Source organism: Ruegeria sp. C8, assembly GCF_056537565.1.
The window spans coordinates 19,837-38,128 of the sequence record NZ_JBQFRV010000004.1 but is presented as its reverse complement, the minus strand read 5'-3'; the positions used below and the strand labels follow the sequence as shown (position 1 = coordinate 38,128).

Sequence of the window (18,292 nt, the reverse complement as noted above, 5' to 3'; positions counted from 1 at the left end):
GACGTGGGGATGCCCTCCCTGCGGCGGCTTTTTGCGTTTCCAGAACACCAAGCCAAAGGACGTTCCATGTTCAATAAGATCCTGATCGCCAACCGGGGCGAGATCGCCTGCCGGGTTATCAAGACCGCCCGCAAAATGGGTATCGGCACCGTTGCCATCTATTCGGACGCGGACAAGAACGCTCTGCACGTGTCGATGGCGGATGAGGCTGTCCATATCGGCCCACCGCCTGCCAACCAGTCGTATATCGTGATCGACAAGGTCATGGATGCCATCCGCCAGAGTGGCGCGCAGGCTGTCCACCCCGGCTATGGCTTCCTGTCGGAGAACGCCAAATTCGCCGAGGCGCTGGACGCCGAAGGCGTGGCCTTTGTCGGCCCCCCGGTCGGTGCGATTGAAAGTATGGGGGACAAGATCACTTCGAAAAAGATCGCGCAGGAGGCCGGTGTTTCCACCGTCCCCGGCTATATGGGCCTGATCGAAGACGCCGATGAGGCGGTCAAGATCTCGAACGACATCGGCTACCCCGTCATGATCAAAGCCAGCGCCGGCGGAGGTGGTAAAGGCATGCGGATCGCGTGGAATGACGAAGAGGCCCGCGAGGGGTTCCAGTCCTCCAAGAACGAGGCCGCGAACTCGTTCGGTGACGACCGGATTTTCATCGAGAAATTCGTGACTCAGCCGCGCCACATCGAAATTCAGGTTCTCTGCGATAGCCATGGCAACGGCATCTATCTGGGCGAACGCGAATGCTCGATCCAGCGCCGAAACCAAAAAGTGGTGGAAGAGGCCCCGTCGCCCTTCCTGGATCCCGAGACCCGCAAAGCCATGGGCGAACAGGCTGTCGCGCTGGCCAAGGCCGTGGGCTATTCCAGCGCGGGTACGGTGGAGTTCATCGTCGATGGGGAGAAGAACTTCTATTTCCTTGAGATGAACACCCGTCTTCAGGTGGAACACCCGGTGACGGAACTGATCACCGGTGTCGATCTGGTGGAGCAGATGATCCGCGTGGCGAATGGCGAAAAGCTGACCATCACGCAGGATGACGTAACGCTGACAGGCTGGGCGATTGAAAACCGTCTGTACGCGGAAGATCCCTATCGCAACTTCTTGCCCTCGATCGGCCGTCTGACCCGCTATCGCCCGCCGCAGGAAACCGCTGCAGGTCCGATGCTGGTCAATGGCAAATGGCAAGGCGACGCGCCCGAGGGCGAGGCTGCCGTGCGCAACGATACCGGCGTCTATGAGGGCGGCGAGATCAGCATGTATTACGACCCGATGATCGCCAAGCTTTGCACATGGGCCCCAACCCGCGAAGCCGCGATTGAGGCGATGCGCGTGGCGCTGGACAGTTTTGAGGTTGAAGGGATAGGCCACAACCTGCCGTTCCTGTCGGCGGTGATGGATCACCCGAAATTTGTCAGCGGTGACATGACCACCGCCTTTATCGCCGAAGAATACCCAGACGGGTTCGAAGGCGTGACGCTGCCCGAAGACGACCTGCGTCGGATTGCGGCCTCATGCGCGGCGATGCACAGGGTTGCTGAGATCCGCCGGACCCGTGTCTCGGGCCGGATGGACAACCACGAACGCAAGGTCGGCAAGCGCTGGGTCGTTTCGCTGGAAGGTCAAGAACTGGCCGTTCAGGTCAATGCAGACAAGGAAGGCGCGACCGTCAAGTTCGAGGACGGCTCGACCGTTCGCGTCGCATCTGACTGGACACCGGGCGACCAGCTGGCAGTGCTGGATGTGGATGGAAGCCCTCTGGTTCTGAAAGTTGGCAAGGTTTCGGGCGGGTTTCGCATTCGCAACCGGGGTGCGGATTTGAAGGTCCATGTGCGCCGTCCGCGTCAGGCCGAGCTGGCCAAGCTGATGCCAGAGAAACTGCCGCCGGATACGTCGAAAATGCTGCTCTGCCCGATGCCGGGTCTGGTCGTGAAGATCGACGTGGAAGTCGGTCAGGAGGTCCAGGAAGGTCAGGCGCTGTGCACCATCGAGGCGATGAAGATGGAAAACATCCTGCGCGCCGAGAAGAAGGGCACCGTTGCCAAGATCAACGCAGGCCCGGGCGACAGCCTTGCCGTAGACGAAGTGATCATCGAGTTCGAATGATCATGACCGCGCTTTTGGCATATCCTCAGGTCTCACCGGCGTTCTGCGCCGGTGGCTTGAGGCGTGGCAAAAGCGGTCAGCCGCCCTCGCGCCGTTCGCGGATTTCGCGTTCGCGCAGGGGGGTTTTGTCGATCGAGCGGCCGATCTCGCGCACGCTCCACGGGGACGGTTTGCGCAGTTTGACCACGCCGTCCTTGTCGACAAAGACCATCTGGAACCCGCGCGGGCGCAGCTTGGACCGGATCGAGGATCGTGCGGACGGATCGGTATCCGTTAGCACCACGACATCCCGATCCCGCATCGCGTCCTCGCCTTCCAGCAACATGTCGATCTGCTGCTGGAACCGGGGATCAGCGGGCGTGTCGGCGAAGACGACAATGGGCCGGTGGGTCCACATGAAATCGCTCAACTCACTGTCGCCGACAGGGCGAACATATTCATCATCAGCAGGTGTTGTTCCGTCGGCGGCCAAGGCAGCCAGCGGGATAAGTGCCGAGAAAACAAGGGCAAGCGTTTTGTTCATGGGGCCTCCTGTCCCGTTGAATATAGCCTCTGTGCCCGCGAATGCGACCGGCGAATTGCATAACACGCTCAATTTGTCGCGCGTGGGCCATGCCCGTCATCTGCTGAACCACGATACGCACGGATTGCAGGCTGCTGCAGGCCGAACTGACGAGAGGACACCTCGATGACCGATAAGAATGACTGGCGCGCGCTGGCCGAGAAAGAATTGCGCGGACGGCCGCTGGACGATCTGACCAAGGAAACGCTGGAAGGCATCAGCGTCAAACCGCTTTACACACAGGACGACACCGCCGATTTGCCGCATATGGGCACTCTGCCGGGGTTTGGCCCGTTCACGCGCGGTGTGAAGGCGACGATGTATGCCGGGCGCCCGTGGACCATTCGCCAATATGCGGGGTTCTCGACCGCCGAGGAATCAAACGCCTTCTACCGGCGCAATCTGGCTGCAGGTCAGCAGGGTGTCTCGGTCGCCTTCGATCTGGCAACGCACCGCGGCTATGACAGCGATCATCCGCGCGTTGTCGGCGATGTCGGTAAGGCCGGTGTTGCGATTGACAGCGTTGAGGATATGAAAATCCTGTTCGACGGTATCCCGCTCGACAAAGTCTCGGTTTCGATGACTATGAACGGCGCGGTCATCCCGGTTCTGGCCAGCTTCATCGTGGCGGGCGAAGAACAGGGGCACGACAAATCGGTCCTGTCTGGCACCATTCAGAATGACATTCTGAAAGAGTTCATGGTGCGCAACACCTACATCTACCCGCCTGAGCCGTCGATGAAGATCATCTCGGACATTATCGAGTACACGTCGAACGAGATGCCCAAGTTCAACTCGATCTCGATCTCGGGCTATCACATGCAAGAGGCCGGCGCGAACCTTGTGCAGGAGCTGGCCTATACCATCGCGGACGGGCGCGAATATGTGCGGGCTGCGCTGGATGCGGGCATGGATGTCGATAAATTCGCAGGTCGTTTGTCGTTCTTCTTTGCCATTGGCATGAATTTCTTCATGGAGATCGCGAAACTGCGCGCCGCGCGGACTCTGTGGCATCGCGTGATGACAGAGTTCGGGGCGAAGTCCGAACGCTCCAAGATGCTGCGGACACACTGCCAAACTTCGGGCGTGTCGCTGCAGGAGCAGGACCCTTATAACAACGTGATTCGCACCGCGTATGAGGCGATGAGCGCGGTTCTGGGCGGCACCCAGTCGCTGCACACCAACGCTCTGGACGAGGCGATTGCCCTGCCCACCGATTTCTCGGCCCGTATCGCGCGGAATACACAGTTGGTCTTGCAGGAAGAGACCGGTGTGACCGATGTGGTCGATCCGCTGGCTGGTTCCTATTACGTGGAAAGCCTGACCAATGATCTGATCGAGAAAGCCTGGGCCCTGATGGAAGAGGTCGAGGAAATGGGTGGCATGACCAAAGCCGTGGCCTCGGGCATGCCCAAGCTGCGGATCGAGGAAAGCGCCGCGCGGCGTCAGGCGATGATCGACCGTGGCGACGAGGTGATCGTTGGGGTCAACAAATACCGTAAGGAACAGGAAGACCCGATCGACATTCTGGACGTCGACAACGTGGCCGTGCGCGAATCTCAGGTGGCGCGGCTGGAAGAGATCCGCGCCACCCGCGACGAGGCCGCCTGTCAGGCCGCGTTGGACGCGCTGACCAAGGCCGCTCAGGAAGGCGGAAACCTGCTGGCTGCTGCGGTCGAGGCCGCCCGCGCCCGCGCATCGGTAGGAGAGATCAGTATGGCAATGGAGAAAGAGTTCGGCCGCCACCGCGCCGAGGTGAAGACCCTGGCGGGCGTTTATGGCGCGGCCTACGAGGGCGACGAGGGCTTTGCCGCCATCCAGAAATCCATCGAAGATTTTGCCGAGGTCGAGGGGCGTCGCCCCCGCCTGTTGGTGGTCAAGATGGGGCAGGACGGTCACGACCGGGGTGCCAAGGTGATTGCAACCGCCTTTGCTGATATCGGGTTTGACGTGGACGTTGGCCCTCTGTTCCAGACCCCGGCCGAGGCCGCGCAGGATGCCGTGGACAATGACGTGCATGTGGTGGGCATCTCGTCTCAGGCGGCAGGCCACAAGACGCTGGCACCGCAGCTTGTTGAGGAACTCAAGAAAGCCGGGGCTGAGGACATCATCGTGATTTGCGGTGGGGTGATCCCTCAGCAGGATTATCAGTTCCTGTATGACAATGGGGTCAAGGCGATCTTTGGGCCGGGGACAAATATTCCCGATGCCGCACAGGACATCTTGCGCCTGATCCGCGACGCGCGGGACTGAGGCGGGGCAGGGGGCTGTCTGCCCCCTCTTTGCCTGACGGCAAATTCACCCCCGAAGGTATTTTCAAACAGAAGAAGGGCGCGGGTTTGGCTTGCGCCCTTTTGGTGTGCTTAGAGCGTTTTGCGTTTTACTTAGGGTAAAAGCATCGAAATGCGCGTTCGACCGCAGGGAGAGGCAGCGTATTTTGATACAAATCAAACGCAAAGCGATCTAGGGTGTCATCGTGGAGGGCGCGATGGAGTTGGATCATATTGCGGTGGCGGGTGCCACGTTGGAAAAGGCCACGGCGCATGTGGAAGATGCGCTGGGTGTCAGTCTTCAGGCAGGTGGCAAGCATGAGGCATTTGGCACGCATAATCGGTTGCTTGGCCTGAAGGACGGGCTGTATCTGGAGGCGATTGCCATCGACCCGGATGCGCCTCATCCCGACAGGACGCGGTGGTTCGATCTGGACCGGTTCGAGGGTGCGCCACGACTGACCAACTGGATTTGCCGCGTACCCGATATTGAGGCTTCTCTATCCGTGTTTCCCGATGGTGTCGGGACGCCGATTGACTTGGCCCGAGGGGCTTTGCGGTGGCGTATGGCGGTTCCGCCAAACGGGCGTTTGCCCTTTGACAACTTGTTTCCGGCGCTGATCCAGTGGCAGGGGGATCTTCACCCCGCGCGTATGTTGGAGGATCATGGGTGCCGCCTGAAACGTCTGATTGTCTATCACCCGGACGCGTTGCTCTTGGCGGAGCAGCTGGGTCCGCTTGATCCGGTCGTTTTTGACACGGGGCCAGCGTCAATGCAGGCCGAGATCGAAACGCCTCATGGGGTACGTATTCTGCGATGAGGGTCCGTCAGGCCCAACCAGCGGATGCAGCAGAGATCGCTTTGATCACCAACGCGATTATTCGCGATACATTGGTGACCTTCACGACCGATGAACGCAGCGTCGAGTCGATTGCAGATGATATCCGGGCGCGCGGAGCGGCGTTTCTCGTGGCTGAGGATCAAGGGCGGGTCATTGGTTTCGCAACCTATGCCCCGTTCCGATCCGGGCCGGGCTATGCCAAGTGCCGTGAGCATTCGATTCAACTGGCAGACGATGCTCGGGGCCGTGGCGTTGGGCGCACTCTTATGGGGCGGTTGCAGCAAGTGGCCGGCAGCGAAGGGGTGCATGTTCTGGTGGCCGGGATTTCTTCGGCCAATCCGGGGGCGATCGCCTTTCATTCTGCGCTTGGGTTTTCTGAGGTCGGGCGCATGCCCGAGGTTGGGCACAAATGGGGGCAGTATCTGGACCTTGTGCTGATGCAGAAAATTCTTTCGCCCGAAGGGTCTATCGCACCTGACAGTCCTGCAATGGGACGCTAGTGTACGGCCATGTCGATCTGGACCCGCATATCCGACGCGCTGAGCGCTCTTGCCCAAGGTGAGAGCCTGACGGCTGTTTTCGAAAAGCTGCGCTCGCCACCCGAACGCTCGGTCGCGTTTACAATTGCGGTGATTGCGCTGGGGGCCAAGATGGCCAAGGCCGATGGACAGGTGACACGGGATGAGGTGACGGCCTTCCGCGACGTGTTCCAGATTGCGCGCGAAGATGAAGAGGGCGCGGCCCGTGTCTTCAACATGGCTCGCACCGATGTGGCGGGCTATCAGGACTATGCCCGCAAGATCGCTCGGATGTTCTCGGAAGACAGCACCACCCTGTGCGATCTTATGGAGGGGCTGTTCCATATCGCCATGGCCGACGGGTTCTATCACCCGAACGAGAACGAGTTTCTGGAAGAGGTCAGCCGAATTTTCGGACAGACGGATGCTCAGTTTCTGGCCCTGCGCGCGCGGTTTGTGCCGGATGCGCCGAACGACCCTTATGTGGTTCTCGGCGTCTCGCGCGACATGTCGATCGCTGAGATCAGGAAGGTCTGGCGCAAGCTGGTGCGCGAAACCCATCCCGACGCGATGATGTCGCGCGGAGTCCCGGAGGAGGCGATCCGCCTGGCCGAGAAGAAGATGATCGACATCAACCGTGCCTGGGACGAGATCAACGGCGCGACGGTTTAGGCGATGCGTCTGGCGACCTACAATATCGAATGGTTTGCCAACCTGTTTGATCGCAATGACAGACTGATCGTCGATGACAGCTGGTCCGGTCGTCATGACGTGACCAAAGCCCAGCAGGTCGAGGCGATCGCCAAGGTTCTCACCGCGATTGACGCGGATGCGGTTCTTGTCGTCGAAGCGCCGAATACGGGCAAGCGGCAGAACACGGTACGCGCCTTGCAAGCGTTTGCCGAGGTTTTTGAACTCCGCACCTCGCAGGCGATCATGGGATTCCCCAATGATACGCATCAGGAACTGGCGCTTCTCTACGACCCGGAGATTCTGTCGGTGCGCCATGATCCAAGGGCGGCAGATGACGCCCCGCGCTTTGACGCGGAGTTTCGCATAGATCTGGACGTGGATGCGACGCAGGACGTGGTACGGTTCTCCAAGCCGCCAATGGAGCTGTCGGTCCAGACCAAAGCGGGGTTTGAGTTTCGCCTGATCGGCGCGCATCTGAAATCCAAGGCTCCGCATGGGGCGGAGTCACGGGATGAGGCGATCCGTATCTCGATCGCCAACCGCCGCAAGCAGTTGGCACAGGCGATCTGGTTGTCCCGTCGGGTCGCGCATCACTTGGCTGAGGATGATCCAGTGATCCTGTTGGGCGACTTAAATGACGGCCCCGGTCTGGATGAGTTCGAACATCTGTTCGGGCGCTCCTCGGCCGAGATTCTGTTGCAGGCGGGTCTCTATGATCCCCATGCGGCTACGGCGTATGGGCCGCGTCCCGGATCTGTGCCTGCTACCGCACGATTTGCGCGGCCCGAGAACGGCACGTTCCTTGAGGCGTTGCTGGACTACATCATGATCAGCGAGGATTTGCAGTCTCGGCGACCCGTCTGGCGCATCTGGCATCCGTTTCGAGATGCTGCCTGCTGGGCCAAACCTGACCTACGAGAGGCCCTTTTGACCGCGTCGGATCACTTTCCGGTCACGTTGGATTTTGAGCTGTGACCTTTCAACTGGGCGCGGAAAGGCTTACATTCAGCATATGAAACATATTCTGATGATCGGCGCGATGACAGCCGCTTTTGCGCTGCCTGCAACGGCCGAGGAAGAAGATGCCCCAACGCTGATGGAGCAGGGGTCCGAGTTGTTTTTCGAGGGCCTGCGCCGCGAGATGGAGCCGGCTTTGGATGAGTTGCTTGGCCTTGCAGATCAATTTGGCCCCGCGATGCGTTCTTTCATGCAGGAGATGGGACCCGCGCTGGCAGAGCTCGCCGCCGAGGTAAAGGATTGGAGCGTCTACGAGATGCCCGAAATCCTGCCCAATGGCGACATCATAATCCGCAAGAAACAGACCGAAGATGCGCCTGAAACACCCGAAGCTTTGCCAGAGGCCCCGGACGGAGCCACGGACATCTAGGGGCAGCTCAGCCCTTGATGACCACACGCACTTCGGATTTCAGGGCATTTGCCAGTGAATTCAGACGGGACTCGGCGACTTCGTTGAACAGGGGCTGCACGGATTTGGGCAGCACCAGATCAAGCTCACGCTTTTTGGGATAAAAGCGTAGCTTGCCCACATGTGCGTCGCTGTCCATGCACAACATGGCCCCGAACCGCATAGCCTTGCCCAGAATCTCGGCCTGTTTTTGGCCCTTTTCATCCAGCAACTCGTAGAGTGGCGCAAATCGGTTGCCTTCGCGCTTGTTGCGATAGCGATGTTGCAGCGCAAGGCCAATGAAAACGCGTTCTGAGTGTTTCAGCCCCCCGAGATTAGCGCGGGTGACATAGTCGAAACAGACCTCGGCCCGGTAATCAGGATGCGCGCGCCAGCTGACATCGTGCAAAAGGCAGGCGGCCTTGATCAGACGGACTTGCGTCGCAGGCGCAGATTTGAACAGAGGCATCACAAAATCGAACAGCGTGCGGCCCATACCCGGCAGGCGTGCGTCTTTCGCTTCGGAAAACCGGCTGGCCTCGATCAAGGGATCGCGGTCGCGCTGTTCCTGCGACATCTGCTCATACAGCAGGCCTTCGCGGATACCATAGCTTGAGATCGCGATATCCTTGGGTTTGAAGGTGCGGATCAGCCGCGCAAGCACGTCCATCGCATAAGGGATCAGCGCCATTCGAGAACTTGAAACCCCGGCCTGGCTGCGCAATTTGTCATGATCGTTCGCGTCGATGAATTTGATCGTTTCGCGCACTTGCTTGGTGGTCATGCGGTATTCGTGCAGGACGTTCAGAGGATAGCCCCGCCGCAGCATGTCCAGTCGCGCAAATGCACGCCAGCTGCCGCCCACCAGAAACAGCCGGTCGCGCTGTTGGCCCATCTGGCTGTGCAACTCTTCCATAGTGGATTTGATATGGGCCTTGCGCGCACGGCGCCCGCCCTTGATATCGCGCAGCTTCAGCGGACCAAGGGCCGAGGTCACGCGACGGCCAACATCGCCGCCTCCGATCTCGGCCAATTCCATAGACGAGCCGCCTATGTCGCAGATCAGGCCATACGCTCCGGGCCAGCCCAGCATAACGCCTTGGGCTGATAGGCGCGCCTCTTCCTGACCGTCGATCACAGCCACATGCAGCCCGGTTTTTGCTTTGACGTCCTGACAGAAATCGGGCCCGTCTTTCGCCTCACGCACAGCGGCGGTAGCCACGACGTGCAGCCCCGGCAGGCCGAGGTCCTCTGCGATCCGCTGAAAGCGCCGCAGGGCGGCCATCGCCCTCTCACGCCCTCGGGGATTCAGGTGGCCGGTCTCGGATAGCCCCGCGCCCAGCTCGCACATAACCTTTTCGTTGTAGAAATAGGCAGGTGACCGCGCCGCGCCATCAAAGACCACCATTCGGACCGAGTTCGATCCGACATCGACCACGCCCACACGTGACAGCGCCCTTGTGCCGGGGTCGTCGAACAGAGGTCTTCCGAAAGGCCCCCAATCAGGAATGTCGGTTTCGACGGTCTGGTCCATGTCTTACCCAGAAATTTCGCTGTCAGAATGCGCAATTGGCGCGCGTGGGTCAATCATTCGGTTCGCCTTCATCCGGGTCCATTTTCAAGACCCGGATCGCCAGGGCGCGCGTGATATCCCGTTTCTCGGACAATGCAAAATCGTCCAGCTGCGCGACCACATCGGCGGCGGTCTCAAAGCGTCGATCCATGTGCTTGACTAGATAGGCAATCACCTCGGGGCCGGGGTTCAGCTGCCGGTCGACAAACAGTTTCGCAAGCACTGCGCATAGTAACGCGTCATCCGGTGGATCAAGCGCAACGTGATGCGCGCCTTCGACCCGGCTTTGCAGATCCGCCAGCGGCAATTGCCAAAATTTCGGCGCCAGACGCCCGGTCATCAGCAGGGCGTGACCCTCAGCCAGAACGAGGTTGTGCAGGTGAAACAGCACTTTCTGCTGCTCGATATCACCTGCGATCATCGGAACGTCTTCAACCGCAATCGGGCTGCGCGCTAGATCGGGCACGTCCTCATACCGCAGCGCCTCGGCTTTGATGATGCGCCCGCCGGTTTCAGCCGCCCAGACATGGGCCAGGTGGGTCTTACCTGCTCCTGCCGGGCCACTCAGCACCAGTTTGTTGCCGGGCCATGAGGTGGCCGAAATCATCGCAACCGCAAGCGCGTTCGCCGGGGAGACAAAGAAGTCCTCACGCCCAAGCGCGGTTTTGGCGGGCAAATCGAAGCTCAATTGTCGGGCCATTTACGCGTTGTCCTGATCCTGGCTTTCGAGGCCGGTATAAAGGCGGCTATCCAGATAAACCGACGTGCCGAACCGAGCCAGCACACCCAAAGCTGCGGCAACCGGAACGGCGACCAGCATCCCGACAAAGCCGAAAAGTGCACCAAAGACCGACAAGGCCAACAACAGCCAGACCGGATGCAATCCAACCGAGTCGCCGACCAGTTTGGGCGTCAGGAAGTTGCCCTCGGTCACTTGTCCCAGTGCAAAGATACCTGCGACCAGCCCGATATGCGCCCAATCCCCCCAGAACTGGAACAACGCCAGGCCGATAGCCAACGTGCCGCCAATCAACGCGCCCAGATAGGGAATGAAGGTCACCAGCCCGGCAATGAATCCGACGATCAGGCCGAATTGCAGCCCGACCAGCATCAAGGCAACCGCATAGTAGGTGCCAAGGATCAGACAGACCGTGCCCATGCCACGCACGAATGAGGCCAGCACGTTGTCGATCTCACCGGCAAGACGTTTGATCGTGGGGGCGTGGTCGCGGGGCAGCAGCTCTCCGATCCGGGCGACCATGCGGTCCCAATCCAGCAGCAGGTAGACCGAGACGACAGGCACGATGACAAGCAGCACCACCACGTTGATTGCCGAGCCAAGCGAGGCCACAACGGATTCCAGCACATCCCCAGTCTTGGATTTTAGCGTTTCACCCAGCCCGACAAGGAACTGGTGCGAGCTGGATTCGCGGTCTAGAATCGACGGGAATTGCTTCTCGATGAAGGCGCGCAGCTCCTGGAACAGGCTGGGCACTATGTCGACCAGGTCGATCAACTGTGTGACCAGAGCTGGCACAACCATCAGAATCGCAAGCACAAATCCAAGGACGCCGACCACGGTGATGATCCCGGTGGCAGCCATCCGCGACAGCCCCAGCTTTTCCAGCCGATCGGCGACGGGGTCGAGGAAATAAGCAATTGCGCCGCCGATCACGAAGGGCAAAAGCACATCGCCCAAAGCCCACAGGATCACGACAAAGACAACCGTGGCGATGCCCCAGTATCTCAGCTGATCCTTAACCGGCAAAGCCATGGCGCATCCCTTTGTTGCACAGCGTTGCCATGTTCTTGGCCCATGACGCGCGGCGATGCAAGCGGTTCATGGGCCTCGGTTTCTGCGGGTCAGTCGGTCAGCGTGCCCAGTTCCGGAGTATCCCCCGTCGCGGTCTCGTCCGGCCAGTTGGTGCGCCAGATTTCGGCGGACCAATGGCCGCAATGAACGGCGGGGCGGTCAAAGCCGGGCAGGGCGGGTAGCAGAGGCTCAACAACCACATCGTGCCGTGGAACGGCGAAATAGGGGAATGAGTACCGCTCGCGCCCTGATCGGTTGACTACGCGGTGCGGCGTGGATTTCAATCGACCGCCCGACCACAGTTCCAGCATGTCGCCGATATTGACGACGAAGCCACCGGGCGGGCAGTCGGGTGTGATCCAGTCACCGGTGCGGGTTTGCACCTCCAGCCCTCCGACGGGATCTGGTGCGATGATGGTCAGCGCGTCGGTGTCCTTGTGCGGGTGGATACCATAGCCGCCCTCATCCGGCTCCTGCGGAGGGTAGTGCAGCAGGGTCATGTTGGTCATCGGGTTTCGGAACGCGTCGCGCAATTGGCGTTCCGGCAAACCCAGTCCGGTTTCGAGCGCTGCGAGCAGAAGGTCTGCCACGTCATCCAGCATCGACCAGTAGGTCAGGATGACATCGCGAGACCCTGGCACTTCGACCGGCCAGATGTTTGGGCCATAAAGCCCGCAATCTTGACGGATCGCAGCCTCGACGTCGACTTCGTGATGCAGCTTGTAGCCTTCGTATTTGTCGGCTTTGCCTGAGCCGTCATTGGGCGTGAAGAACCCCATCGGGATGAACCCGCGATAGTTCTCGCGGGTGATGGCTTGTTGCCATTTAGAGGCCTCCTCAACCGCAAAGATCGCGCGAGACATGTCGCGCACTTCATCAACAATTGCCTGGGAAATGCCAGTGCCCGTGATCGATAAAAATCCTATCTCAGTGCAGGCTTCCATGATCTGCTGCACGGTTTGGTCCCGGTCGGGATGCGTGGCGTCGCGCAGAGGGTTGAGGTCGATTGTCGGAATGTAGTCCATCAGTGAATCCTTACGCCTTGCCGGTCCAATTCTGCGTGAACAGGGGCAAGGTTCACGCTGTGCAGCTCCTGGTTGCTTTTCAGTGACAAGGCTGCCGCGATGCCGGCCCCTTGCCCCATGACCGCGCAGCACGCCATGTTACGCGTGGCCGCATGGGCCACCTTGTCGGCCCCGTGCGAGCGTCCGGCAACCAAAAGCCCTTTGACACCTTTGGGCAGCATCGAGCGATAGGGTACCTGCATATAGCGGCCAGTGGTCGGCAGGATCAGGATGCCGTAGCCGTCGATAAACTCGGGATAGATACCAATCGTATCCTCAAACCGGCCCTGCTGGCGCGCGTCCTCTTCGGTCATGTTGTAGACCGCGTCGATCTTGCGCGTGTCGCGGATACCGATGGTCATCCCGAAATTCCGCAGGCGCGCGTTTTCACAGCCGGGCATGAAACGACGCAGCGCCTCGATGGCGAGCATGGACTGACGCCGGCCTTCGATCTCACCCTTTGTGAGGCTGTCGGGGTCGGTGCCGTCGATTTCAGCCAGATGGATGAGGTTCATATAGGTCAGCTCACCCGTGTCGTGCATCGCACCCCAGGTCCCTGCGATCGTGTTCAGATGAGGCGGGATCAACCCCTCATCAATTGCCTGCTGGAACGGCTTGTGAACGAAGGGAGAGAACATGTCGTCCTCTTTGCCTGAGGTTTCGATGTTCCATTCGCCTCCGCCACCCCAGTCTTTATAGGTCTGCGGGTCAGCCTTGACGCCTTCCATAAAGGCGCGTTTGTCGACGCCGGCGAGATGGAACATGACCGAGGCGGCCATCATATCCTCGCGCGCGGTCTTGTAGGTGGGGGCGCCAGCGCGGTGGGCGACATCGGCGTCTCCGGTCGCGTCGATCACGACCTTGGCCAAAATCGCTTCGCGCCCAGCTTTGGATTCGGTGATGATGCCGGTGATCCGGTCACCCTCCATGATGGGGGCGACGAACTGACGGTGCAGCATGGGGTGCACGCCCGCCTCTTCGACCAGCTTGTCGGCCACCAGTTTGAAGCCTTCGCTGTCCAGCTCATAGCTGAGCGATTGGCTTTCCGGCACTGCGGCGCCCATGTCTTTCGCTCGGGTCTCGAACTCCATGCCGATGCCGCCAGCCTCGACCGTTTGTTCGTGGCGGTACCAGGCGAATCCTTCCACGCCCACGGCGGTGATATTGCCGCCCATACAGCCGAAACGATCGACCAGCGACACTTCGGCCCCGGCGCGCGCGGCGGCCAAGGCGGCGGCTAGCCCTGCCGGGCCGGAGCCGACGACCAGAACATCTGTCTGGTGAACAACAGGGATTTGACGGGCGGGTTCCGAGATTGTCTGCATCGGGGCCTCATGATTTTACATTTCCGTCACACTTCAGGTTCCTGATTGGCGGGTCAATAAAAAATGCGACGGACCTGAGGTCGCAAAATCACCAATGGCCGATTGCCCCCGGCGGGGGTTTGGCATAATCACATTGAAAAGCTCAAATCCACCTTTGAAGGTCACCCAATGCGCCTTAGCCGTTACTTTCTGCCCGTTCTCAAGGAAAACCCCTCCGAGGCCCAGATCGTCAGCCACCGGCTGATGTTGCGCGCCGGGATGATCAAGCAGGCTGCTGCCGGGATCTATTCCTGGCTGCCGCTGGGCTTCAAAGTCCTGCGCAAGCTGGAAAACATCGTGCATGAGGAACAGGCGCGCGCGGGCCATATCGCGATCCAGATGCCGATCCTGCAATCGGCGGATCTGTGGCGCGAATCCGGTCGCTATGATGACTACGGGCAAGAGATGTTGCGGATGCAGGACCGTCACGGTCGCGACATGCTGTATACGCCGACGGCCGAGGAACTGGTGACCGACATCTTCCGCGGCCATGTCAGCAGCTACAAGGACCTGCCGCTGACCCTCTACCAAATCCAGTGGAAATTCCGCGATGAAATCCGCCCGCGTTTCGGCGTGATGCGAGGGCGCGAATTCTACATGAAGGACGGTTATAATTTCGACCTGACCAAAGAAGACGCGCTTCACGCCTATAACCGCCATCTGGTGAGTTACCTGCGCACCTACGAACGCATGGGCCTGCAGGCTATTCCGATGCGCGCCGATTCCGGCCCCATCGGCGGCGATGACACCCACGAGTTCCTGGTTCTGGCCGACACTGGTGAATCCGAGGTCTTCTATGACAGCGCCGTCACTGATCTGACCTTTGGCGACCGTCAGATCGACTATGATGACCGCGCGCAATGTCAGGCGATTTTGGAAGAGTTCACCTCGAAATACGCGCGCACGGACGAAACCCATGATGAGGCGCTTTTCAACCAGATCCCAGAAGAGCGCCGCCGCGTGGCGCGCGGGATCGAAGTGGGGCAGATCTTTTACTTCGGCACCAAGTACTCGGAAGCCATGGGCGCGACCGTTCAAGGTCCCGATGGCAAGCCGGTTCCGGTTCACATGGGCAGCCACGGCATTGGTGTCAGCCGCCTGATCGGCGCGATCATCGAGGCCAGCCACGATGACAAAGGCATCATCTGGCCCGAGGGTGTGACTCCGTTCCATTGCGGCATCGTCAACCTGAAGCAAGGTGATGAAGAGGCGGACGCGGCCTGTGACAAGCTCTATGGCGCCCTGACCGCTCTGGGTCTTGAGCCCCTCTACGATGACCGCAACGAGCGGGCAGGGGGCAAGTTCGCCACCATGGACCTGATCGGCTTGCCATGGCGCATCACCGTCGGACCGCGCGGCCTGAAAAACGGTGTGGTCGAACTGACCTGCCGCCGCACAGGCGAAAGCGAAGAGCTGAGCCCCGAAGCCGCCGTCACCAAAATCGCCGGGATTTATGAGCAGATCGCCTAATCCGCTGATCTCGGTCATCACCGCGACCTACAACCTGCTGTCTCAAGGGCGGCAGGACAGTTTCAAAGGCGTTGTTGATTGCATGCAGCGCCAGAATTGCGCGCGGGCCGAGCATATAATTCAAGACGGTGCCTCAACCGACGGCACCGTCGCTCTGTTGCACGAGTTGACCGAAGGGATGCCGCGCACGAGTGTGATCAGTGAACCGGATGGCGGTTTGTATGACGCGATGAACAAGGGCGCGCAGGCAGCAAAGGGTGAATACCTTTTGTTCCTGAACTCAGACGACTCGCTGGCCTCGGATGATATTCTCAACCAAGCCGCAGATCGGCTGGAGGCGACCAAGCCTGATTTCCTATATGGCTCAACGCTGCGCCGTTATGAGGATGGCGGTGAGACGATGGAAAAGCGCATGTCGCTGAAAGCTATCCTGCAGCGCATGCCGTTCTGCCATAACTCGGTCTTCATTCGTCGTGATGTGTTTCAGGCTCTGGGCGGGCACGATAGCCAGTTCAGTATTGCTGCCGACTATGACCTGATGCTGCGCCTGATTGGTTCGGGCTATCAGGGTGAGCGTATGGATGAGCCGATCTCACTATTCTGGGATCGTGGCGCGACCAGTGATCAGGACGCGACTGGCAAGGATTACGCTCGGGTCTGGATGAATTACTACGCGGGATTCAAATCCGCGAAAGCCCTCAGTCTGGATGATTTCGCCGGGTTCTATCGACGTGGCCACATGCCGGCTCGTCTGATCTGGGAGCTCTTACGGCGACCCGACACACCCGAGCCGATCAAGATCGCCGCGCGCCACAGTCTGGCAAAAACCCTGCGCCGGTCCGTTCAATTCTGGCGCAGTTTTTAGGCCCGTACGACCGGCCGCGCAGTCAGAATGTCGCCGTCTGCGTCGTTCCCGCGGGCCACAACGATCGGACGCCCCATGCGGCGCACCAGCTCGCGAAGCTCAAAGCCCAGAAACCGGATCCCGCAGATGCGTGCGCCGGTGTCGCGGTCGGTTACGCAAAGACGCCCTTCGCGAAAGGCAAGGCGATAGCCTTTGTCCCTCAGGACCTCGGCCAAATTGTTCCAGCTAACTGCGCTCGCAAAGATCGGACGGATCGCCGCACGAAGCAGTGCTGCAGTCTCACAATCCAAATCTGATGAAGGTTTGTGGGCCAAAATCGGGCCCGTCCCAAGTTTTGTATTTTGAATATTCATGAGCGACCCCCGCTCTTTCAAATGTGTTCCCCCAAAGTCAGGGTGACAAAGTTTCTGATATTAAGCAAAAAGCGAAATAAAATTGCTCAATTGTTGTGGCATTTTGAGTTCAGTGCCTCACGCAATGCCGATATTGACTTCATAGCTGAAACAATAGCGGCCTGTCTGTGAAGGTCGTCACAACCTCTGGTGTAACCAATTGGCGGGCAAGACTACTTTTACCCTGCCAAAGGACCGTTAAGTGATTCGTTTCGATCTGGAGGCAGTGCAATTTGACCTCGGCAGATTTGCTGATAGACGAGGGCACGCCCCAGAGAAAGGCCGCAGGTTCGTGCTGAGTTTCGCCACTATCGTCTATTCCAAGGATTTTCCGCTGCTCAGGCTTCAGGCGATGTCTATGGCCCGGTTTGTTGCGCCGGATCAGGTGGCCTCGATCCATGTCATTCTGAACGATGTAGATGAGGCCGGGTTGGCAGCGAAGATCGAACCGATGCTGCAGTACTACGGCCCGCTGCGCCCTAAGGTGCGGATTCTGAAGGGCGAAGAGGTGTTGCTGGGTGAGAGGCACACTGCCCGGCGGCCGCTGAAAGATCGTATCCTTATCGAAAACCGCTATCGCCTTCCCCTGATCCGCAAAGGCGGATGGAGGGGCAACAATGGCTACCGCATGCAACAGGTACTGAAACTGGGCGCGGCGCGGGTGGCAGAGGCCGAGAACATCGTCATTCTCGATACCAAGAACCTGTTCCTGCGGTCGTTCGAAGAAGGCGAGTTCTTCTCACCCCAAGGACCAGCACGTATTCAGTTCATGCCAGTTCAAAGCGACTATCACCGCAATTGGTTGCTCCAGAGCCTTGAAGCTTTGGGTGTTGAACAAACGCTGACGGACGACCTGCGTACCACGACGTTTTCAACGCCCTTTCCGGTACGCCGGACGCTGATCCTTTCGCTGCTTGATGAGATCAATACACGCTACGGCTCGGTTCAGGCGCTGTTCGCGTCTAAACGGCGGCCATCGGAGTTCATGTTGATGAACGCGTTCTGTCTGAAGTCACGTGATGGCTATGCGCCGTGGTTCGAACCCGCTGACCCTGCGCATATTGGGATGTGGCCGACTTATTCCACGGATGAACTGGCCAAGCTGGTCGCGCGGCTGCAGGACGACAGATCGCTGACCCTCGGGTTGCACAACAGGGCGGTTGCAAACTTGCCAGAGGATTTGCGCGGGCAAGTCTATGCGGCCCTTGAAACGCGTGGCATATGCGATCGCCAGGTGACCGAAGAGGTTCTGCAGCAAACTTCCGCGCTTTCGAGCTGACCCATAAGGACAAGCGGCTTGACCCTCGGGCGAAATGCCGAGAGGGTCGCGCCAAACCAGAAAATGACCC

Annotated in this window: 17 protein-coding genes; 10 read left to right on the top strand and 7 right to left on the bottom strand. The window is 59.6% G+C overall.

What is annotated here, in order from left to right; translation table 11 throughout:
• The first annotated feature begins 66 nt into the window (after positions 1-66).
• Positions 67-2,112 (top strand): acetyl-CoA carboxylase biotin carboxylase subunit, encoded by a 2,046-nt coding sequence (locus ACR0KL_RS07095; RefSeq protein WP_170677204.1) that lies wholly within the window; start codon positions 67-69, stop codon positions 2,110-2,112.
• A gap of 76 nt (positions 2,113-2,188) precedes the next feature.
• Here the strand turns inward: ACR0KL_RS07095 and ACR0KL_RS07090 are convergent, their stop codons facing one another.
• Positions 2,189-2,635 (bottom strand): DUF4174 domain-containing protein, encoded by a 447-nt coding sequence (locus ACR0KL_RS07090; RefSeq protein ID WP_170677206.1) that lies wholly within the window; start codon positions 2,633-2,635, stop codon positions 2,189-2,191.
• 165 nt (positions 2,636-2,800) lie between these two features.
• On the opposite strand from ACR0KL_RS07090, the gene scpA reads away from it, so the two are divergent.
• The 6 genes from scpA (at position 2,801) to ACR0KL_RS07060 (ending at position 8,384) form a co-directional block, all read left to right on the top strand.
• On the top strand, positions 2,801-4,927 hold the full coding sequence (gene scpA, locus ACR0KL_RS07085; protein WP_170471781.1) for a methylmalonyl-CoA mutase: 2,127 nt from the start codon (positions 2,801-2,803) through the stop codon (positions 4,925-4,927).
• A 235-nt stretch (positions 4,928-5,162) separates the two neighbouring features.
• On the top strand, positions 5,163-5,765 hold the full coding sequence (locus ACR0KL_RS07080; RefSeq protein ID WP_480776823.1) for a VOC family protein: 603 nt from the start codon (positions 5,163-5,165) through the stop codon (positions 5,763-5,765).
• Positions 5,762-6,286 carry a GNAT family N-acetyltransferase gene (locus tag ACR0KL_RS07075; RefSeq protein ID WP_170677210.1) on the top strand — a complete coding sequence of 175 codons (525 nt, stop codon included), beginning with the start codon at positions 5,762-5,764 and terminating at the stop codon, positions 6,284-6,286. Before ACR0KL_RS07080 ends, ACR0KL_RS07075 begins: the two co-directional genes overlap by 4 nt.
• 9 nt (positions 6,287-6,295) lie before the next feature.
• On the top strand, positions 6,296-6,976 hold the full coding sequence (locus ACR0KL_RS07070; RefSeq protein ID WP_170677212.1) for a TerB family tellurite resistance protein: 681 nt from the start codon (positions 6,296-6,298) through the stop codon (positions 6,974-6,976).
• 3 nt (positions 6,977-6,979) lie between these two features.
• A complete protein-coding gene (locus ACR0KL_RS07065; RefSeq protein WP_480776822.1) occupies positions 6,980-7,972 on the top strand; it encodes an endonuclease/exonuclease/phosphatase family protein in 993 nt (330 codons plus the stop codon).
• Positions 7,973-8,009: 37 nt separating this feature from the next.
• Positions 8,010-8,384: a hypothetical protein gene (locus ACR0KL_RS07060; RefSeq protein WP_480776821.1), complete on the top strand. Its 375-nt coding sequence runs from the start codon at positions 8,010-8,012 to the stop codon at positions 8,382-8,384.
• Positions 8,385-8,391: 7 nt separating this feature from the next.
• On the opposite strand, the gene ACR0KL_RS07055 is transcribed toward ACR0KL_RS07060, so the two are convergent.
• The 5 genes from ACR0KL_RS07055 to ACR0KL_RS07035 form a co-directional block, all read right to left on the bottom strand.
• Positions 8,392-9,936 carry a Ppx/GppA family phosphatase gene (locus ACR0KL_RS07055; RefSeq protein WP_170677216.1) on the bottom strand — a complete coding sequence of 515 codons (1,545 nt, stop codon included), beginning with the start codon at positions 9,934-9,936 and terminating at the stop codon, positions 8,392-8,394.
• 49 nt (positions 9,937-9,985) lie between these two features.
• Positions 9,986-10,675: a GTPase domain-containing protein gene (locus ACR0KL_RS07050; protein WP_170462002.1), complete on the bottom strand. Its 690-nt coding sequence runs from the start codon at positions 10,673-10,675 to the stop codon at positions 9,986-9,988.
• Complete coding sequence (locus ACR0KL_RS07045) at positions 10,676-11,749, bottom strand: AI-2E family transporter (RefSeq protein WP_170378059.1); 1,074 nt, start codon at positions 11,747-11,749, stop codon at positions 10,676-10,678.
• An 89-nt stretch (positions 11,750-11,838) separates the two neighbouring features.
• Positions 11,839-12,813 (bottom strand): isopenicillin N synthase family oxygenase, encoded by a 975-nt coding sequence (locus ACR0KL_RS07040; RefSeq protein ID WP_170677218.1) that lies wholly within the window; start codon positions 12,811-12,813, stop codon positions 11,839-11,841.
• Positions 12,813-14,177: an FAD-dependent oxidoreductase gene (locus ACR0KL_RS07035; protein WP_480776820.1), complete on the bottom strand. Its 1,365-nt coding sequence runs from the start codon at positions 14,175-14,177 to the stop codon at positions 12,813-12,815. The genes ACR0KL_RS07040 and ACR0KL_RS07035 overlap by 1 nt, the downstream gene beginning before the upstream one ends.
• 168 nt (positions 14,178-14,345) lie before the next feature.
• On the opposite strand from ACR0KL_RS07035, the gene proS reads away from it, so the two are divergent.
• Positions 14,346-15,686 (top strand): proline--tRNA ligase, encoded by a 1,341-nt coding sequence (proS, locus tag ACR0KL_RS07030; protein ID WP_170677222.1) that lies wholly within the window; start codon positions 14,346-14,348, stop codon positions 15,684-15,686.
• Entirely contained in the window at positions 15,670-16,551 is an 882-nt protein-coding gene (locus tag ACR0KL_RS07025) for a glycosyltransferase family 2 protein (protein WP_170677224.1), read from the top strand. The genes proS and ACR0KL_RS07025 overlap by 17 nt, the downstream gene beginning before the upstream one ends.
• On the opposite strand, the gene ACR0KL_RS07020 is transcribed toward ACR0KL_RS07025, so the two are convergent.
• A complete protein-coding gene (locus ACR0KL_RS07020) occupies positions 16,548-16,904 on the bottom strand; it encodes a hypothetical protein (protein ID WP_170677226.1) in 357 nt (118 codons plus the stop codon). The genes ACR0KL_RS07025 and ACR0KL_RS07020 overlap by 4 nt on opposite strands.
• Positions 16,905-17,235: 331 nt before the next feature.
• On the opposite strand from ACR0KL_RS07020, the gene ACR0KL_RS07015 reads away from it, so the two are divergent.
• The gene (locus tag ACR0KL_RS07015; RefSeq protein WP_170677228.1) at positions 17,236-18,222 is read left to right on the top strand and encodes a DUF6492 family protein; all 987 of its coding nucleotides are present in this window, start codon (positions 17,236-17,238) and stop codon (positions 18,220-18,222) included.
• Positions 18,223-18,292: the final 70 nt, after the last annotated feature.

What these genes read in the sequence shown, in the direction of transcription:
- ACR0KL_RS07095 (WP_170677204.1), top strand. Translation starts at nt 67, where the DNA reads ATGTTCAATAAGATCCTGATCGCCAACCGGGGCGAGATCGCCTGCCGG.
- ACR0KL_RS07090 (WP_170677206.1), bottom strand. Translation starts at nt 2,635, where the DNA reads ATGAACAAAACGCTTGCCCTTGTTTTCTCGGCACTTATCCCGCTGGCT.
- scpA (WP_170471781.1), top strand. Translation starts at nt 2,801, where the DNA reads ATGACCGATAAGAATGACTGGCGCGCGCTGGCCGAGAAAGAATTGCGC.
- ACR0KL_RS07080 (WP_480776823.1), top strand. Translation starts at nt 5,163, where the DNA reads ATGGAGTTGGATCATATTGCGGTGGCGGGTGCCACGTTGGAAAAGGCC.
- ACR0KL_RS07075 (WP_170677210.1), top strand. Translation starts at nt 5,762, where the DNA reads ATGAGGGTCCGTCAGGCCCAACCAGCGGATGCAGCAGAGATCGCTTTG.
- ACR0KL_RS07070 (WP_170677212.1), top strand. Translation starts at nt 6,296, where the DNA reads ATGTCGATCTGGACCCGCATATCCGACGCGCTGAGCGCTCTTGCCCAA.
- ACR0KL_RS07065 (WP_480776822.1), top strand. Translation starts at nt 6,980, where the DNA reads ATGCGTCTGGCGACCTACAATATCGAATGGTTTGCCAACCTGTTTGAT.
- ACR0KL_RS07060 (WP_480776821.1), top strand. Translation starts at nt 8,010, where the DNA reads ATGAAACATATTCTGATGATCGGCGCGATGACAGCCGCTTTTGCGCTG.
- ACR0KL_RS07055 (WP_170677216.1), bottom strand. Translation starts at nt 9,936, where the DNA reads ATGGACCAGACCGTCGAAACCGACATTCCTGATTGGGGGCCTTTCGGA.
- ACR0KL_RS07050 (WP_170462002.1), bottom strand. Translation starts at nt 10,675, where the DNA reads ATGGCCCGACAATTGAGCTTCGATTTGCCCGCCAAAACCGCGCTTGGG.
- ACR0KL_RS07045 (WP_170378059.1), bottom strand. Translation starts at nt 11,749, where the DNA reads ATGGCTTTGCCGGTTAAGGATCAGCTGAGATACTGGGGCATCGCCACG.
- ACR0KL_RS07040 (WP_170677218.1), bottom strand. Translation starts at nt 12,813, where the DNA reads ATGGACTACATTCCGACAATCGACCTCAACCCTCTGCGCGACGCCACG.
- ACR0KL_RS07035 (WP_480776820.1), bottom strand. Translation starts at nt 14,177, where the DNA reads ATGCAGACAATCTCGGAACCCGCCCGTCAAATCCCTGTTGTTCACCAG.
- proS (WP_170677222.1), top strand. Translation starts at nt 14,346, where the DNA reads ATGCGCCTTAGCCGTTACTTTCTGCCCGTTCTCAAGGAAAACCCCTCC.
- ACR0KL_RS07025 (WP_170677224.1), top strand. Translation starts at nt 15,670, where the DNA reads ATGAGCAGATCGCCTAATCCGCTGATCTCGGTCATCACCGCGACCTAC.
- ACR0KL_RS07020 (WP_170677226.1), bottom strand. Translation starts at nt 16,904, where the DNA reads ATGAATATTCAAAATACAAAACTTGGGACGGGCCCGATTTTGGCCCAC.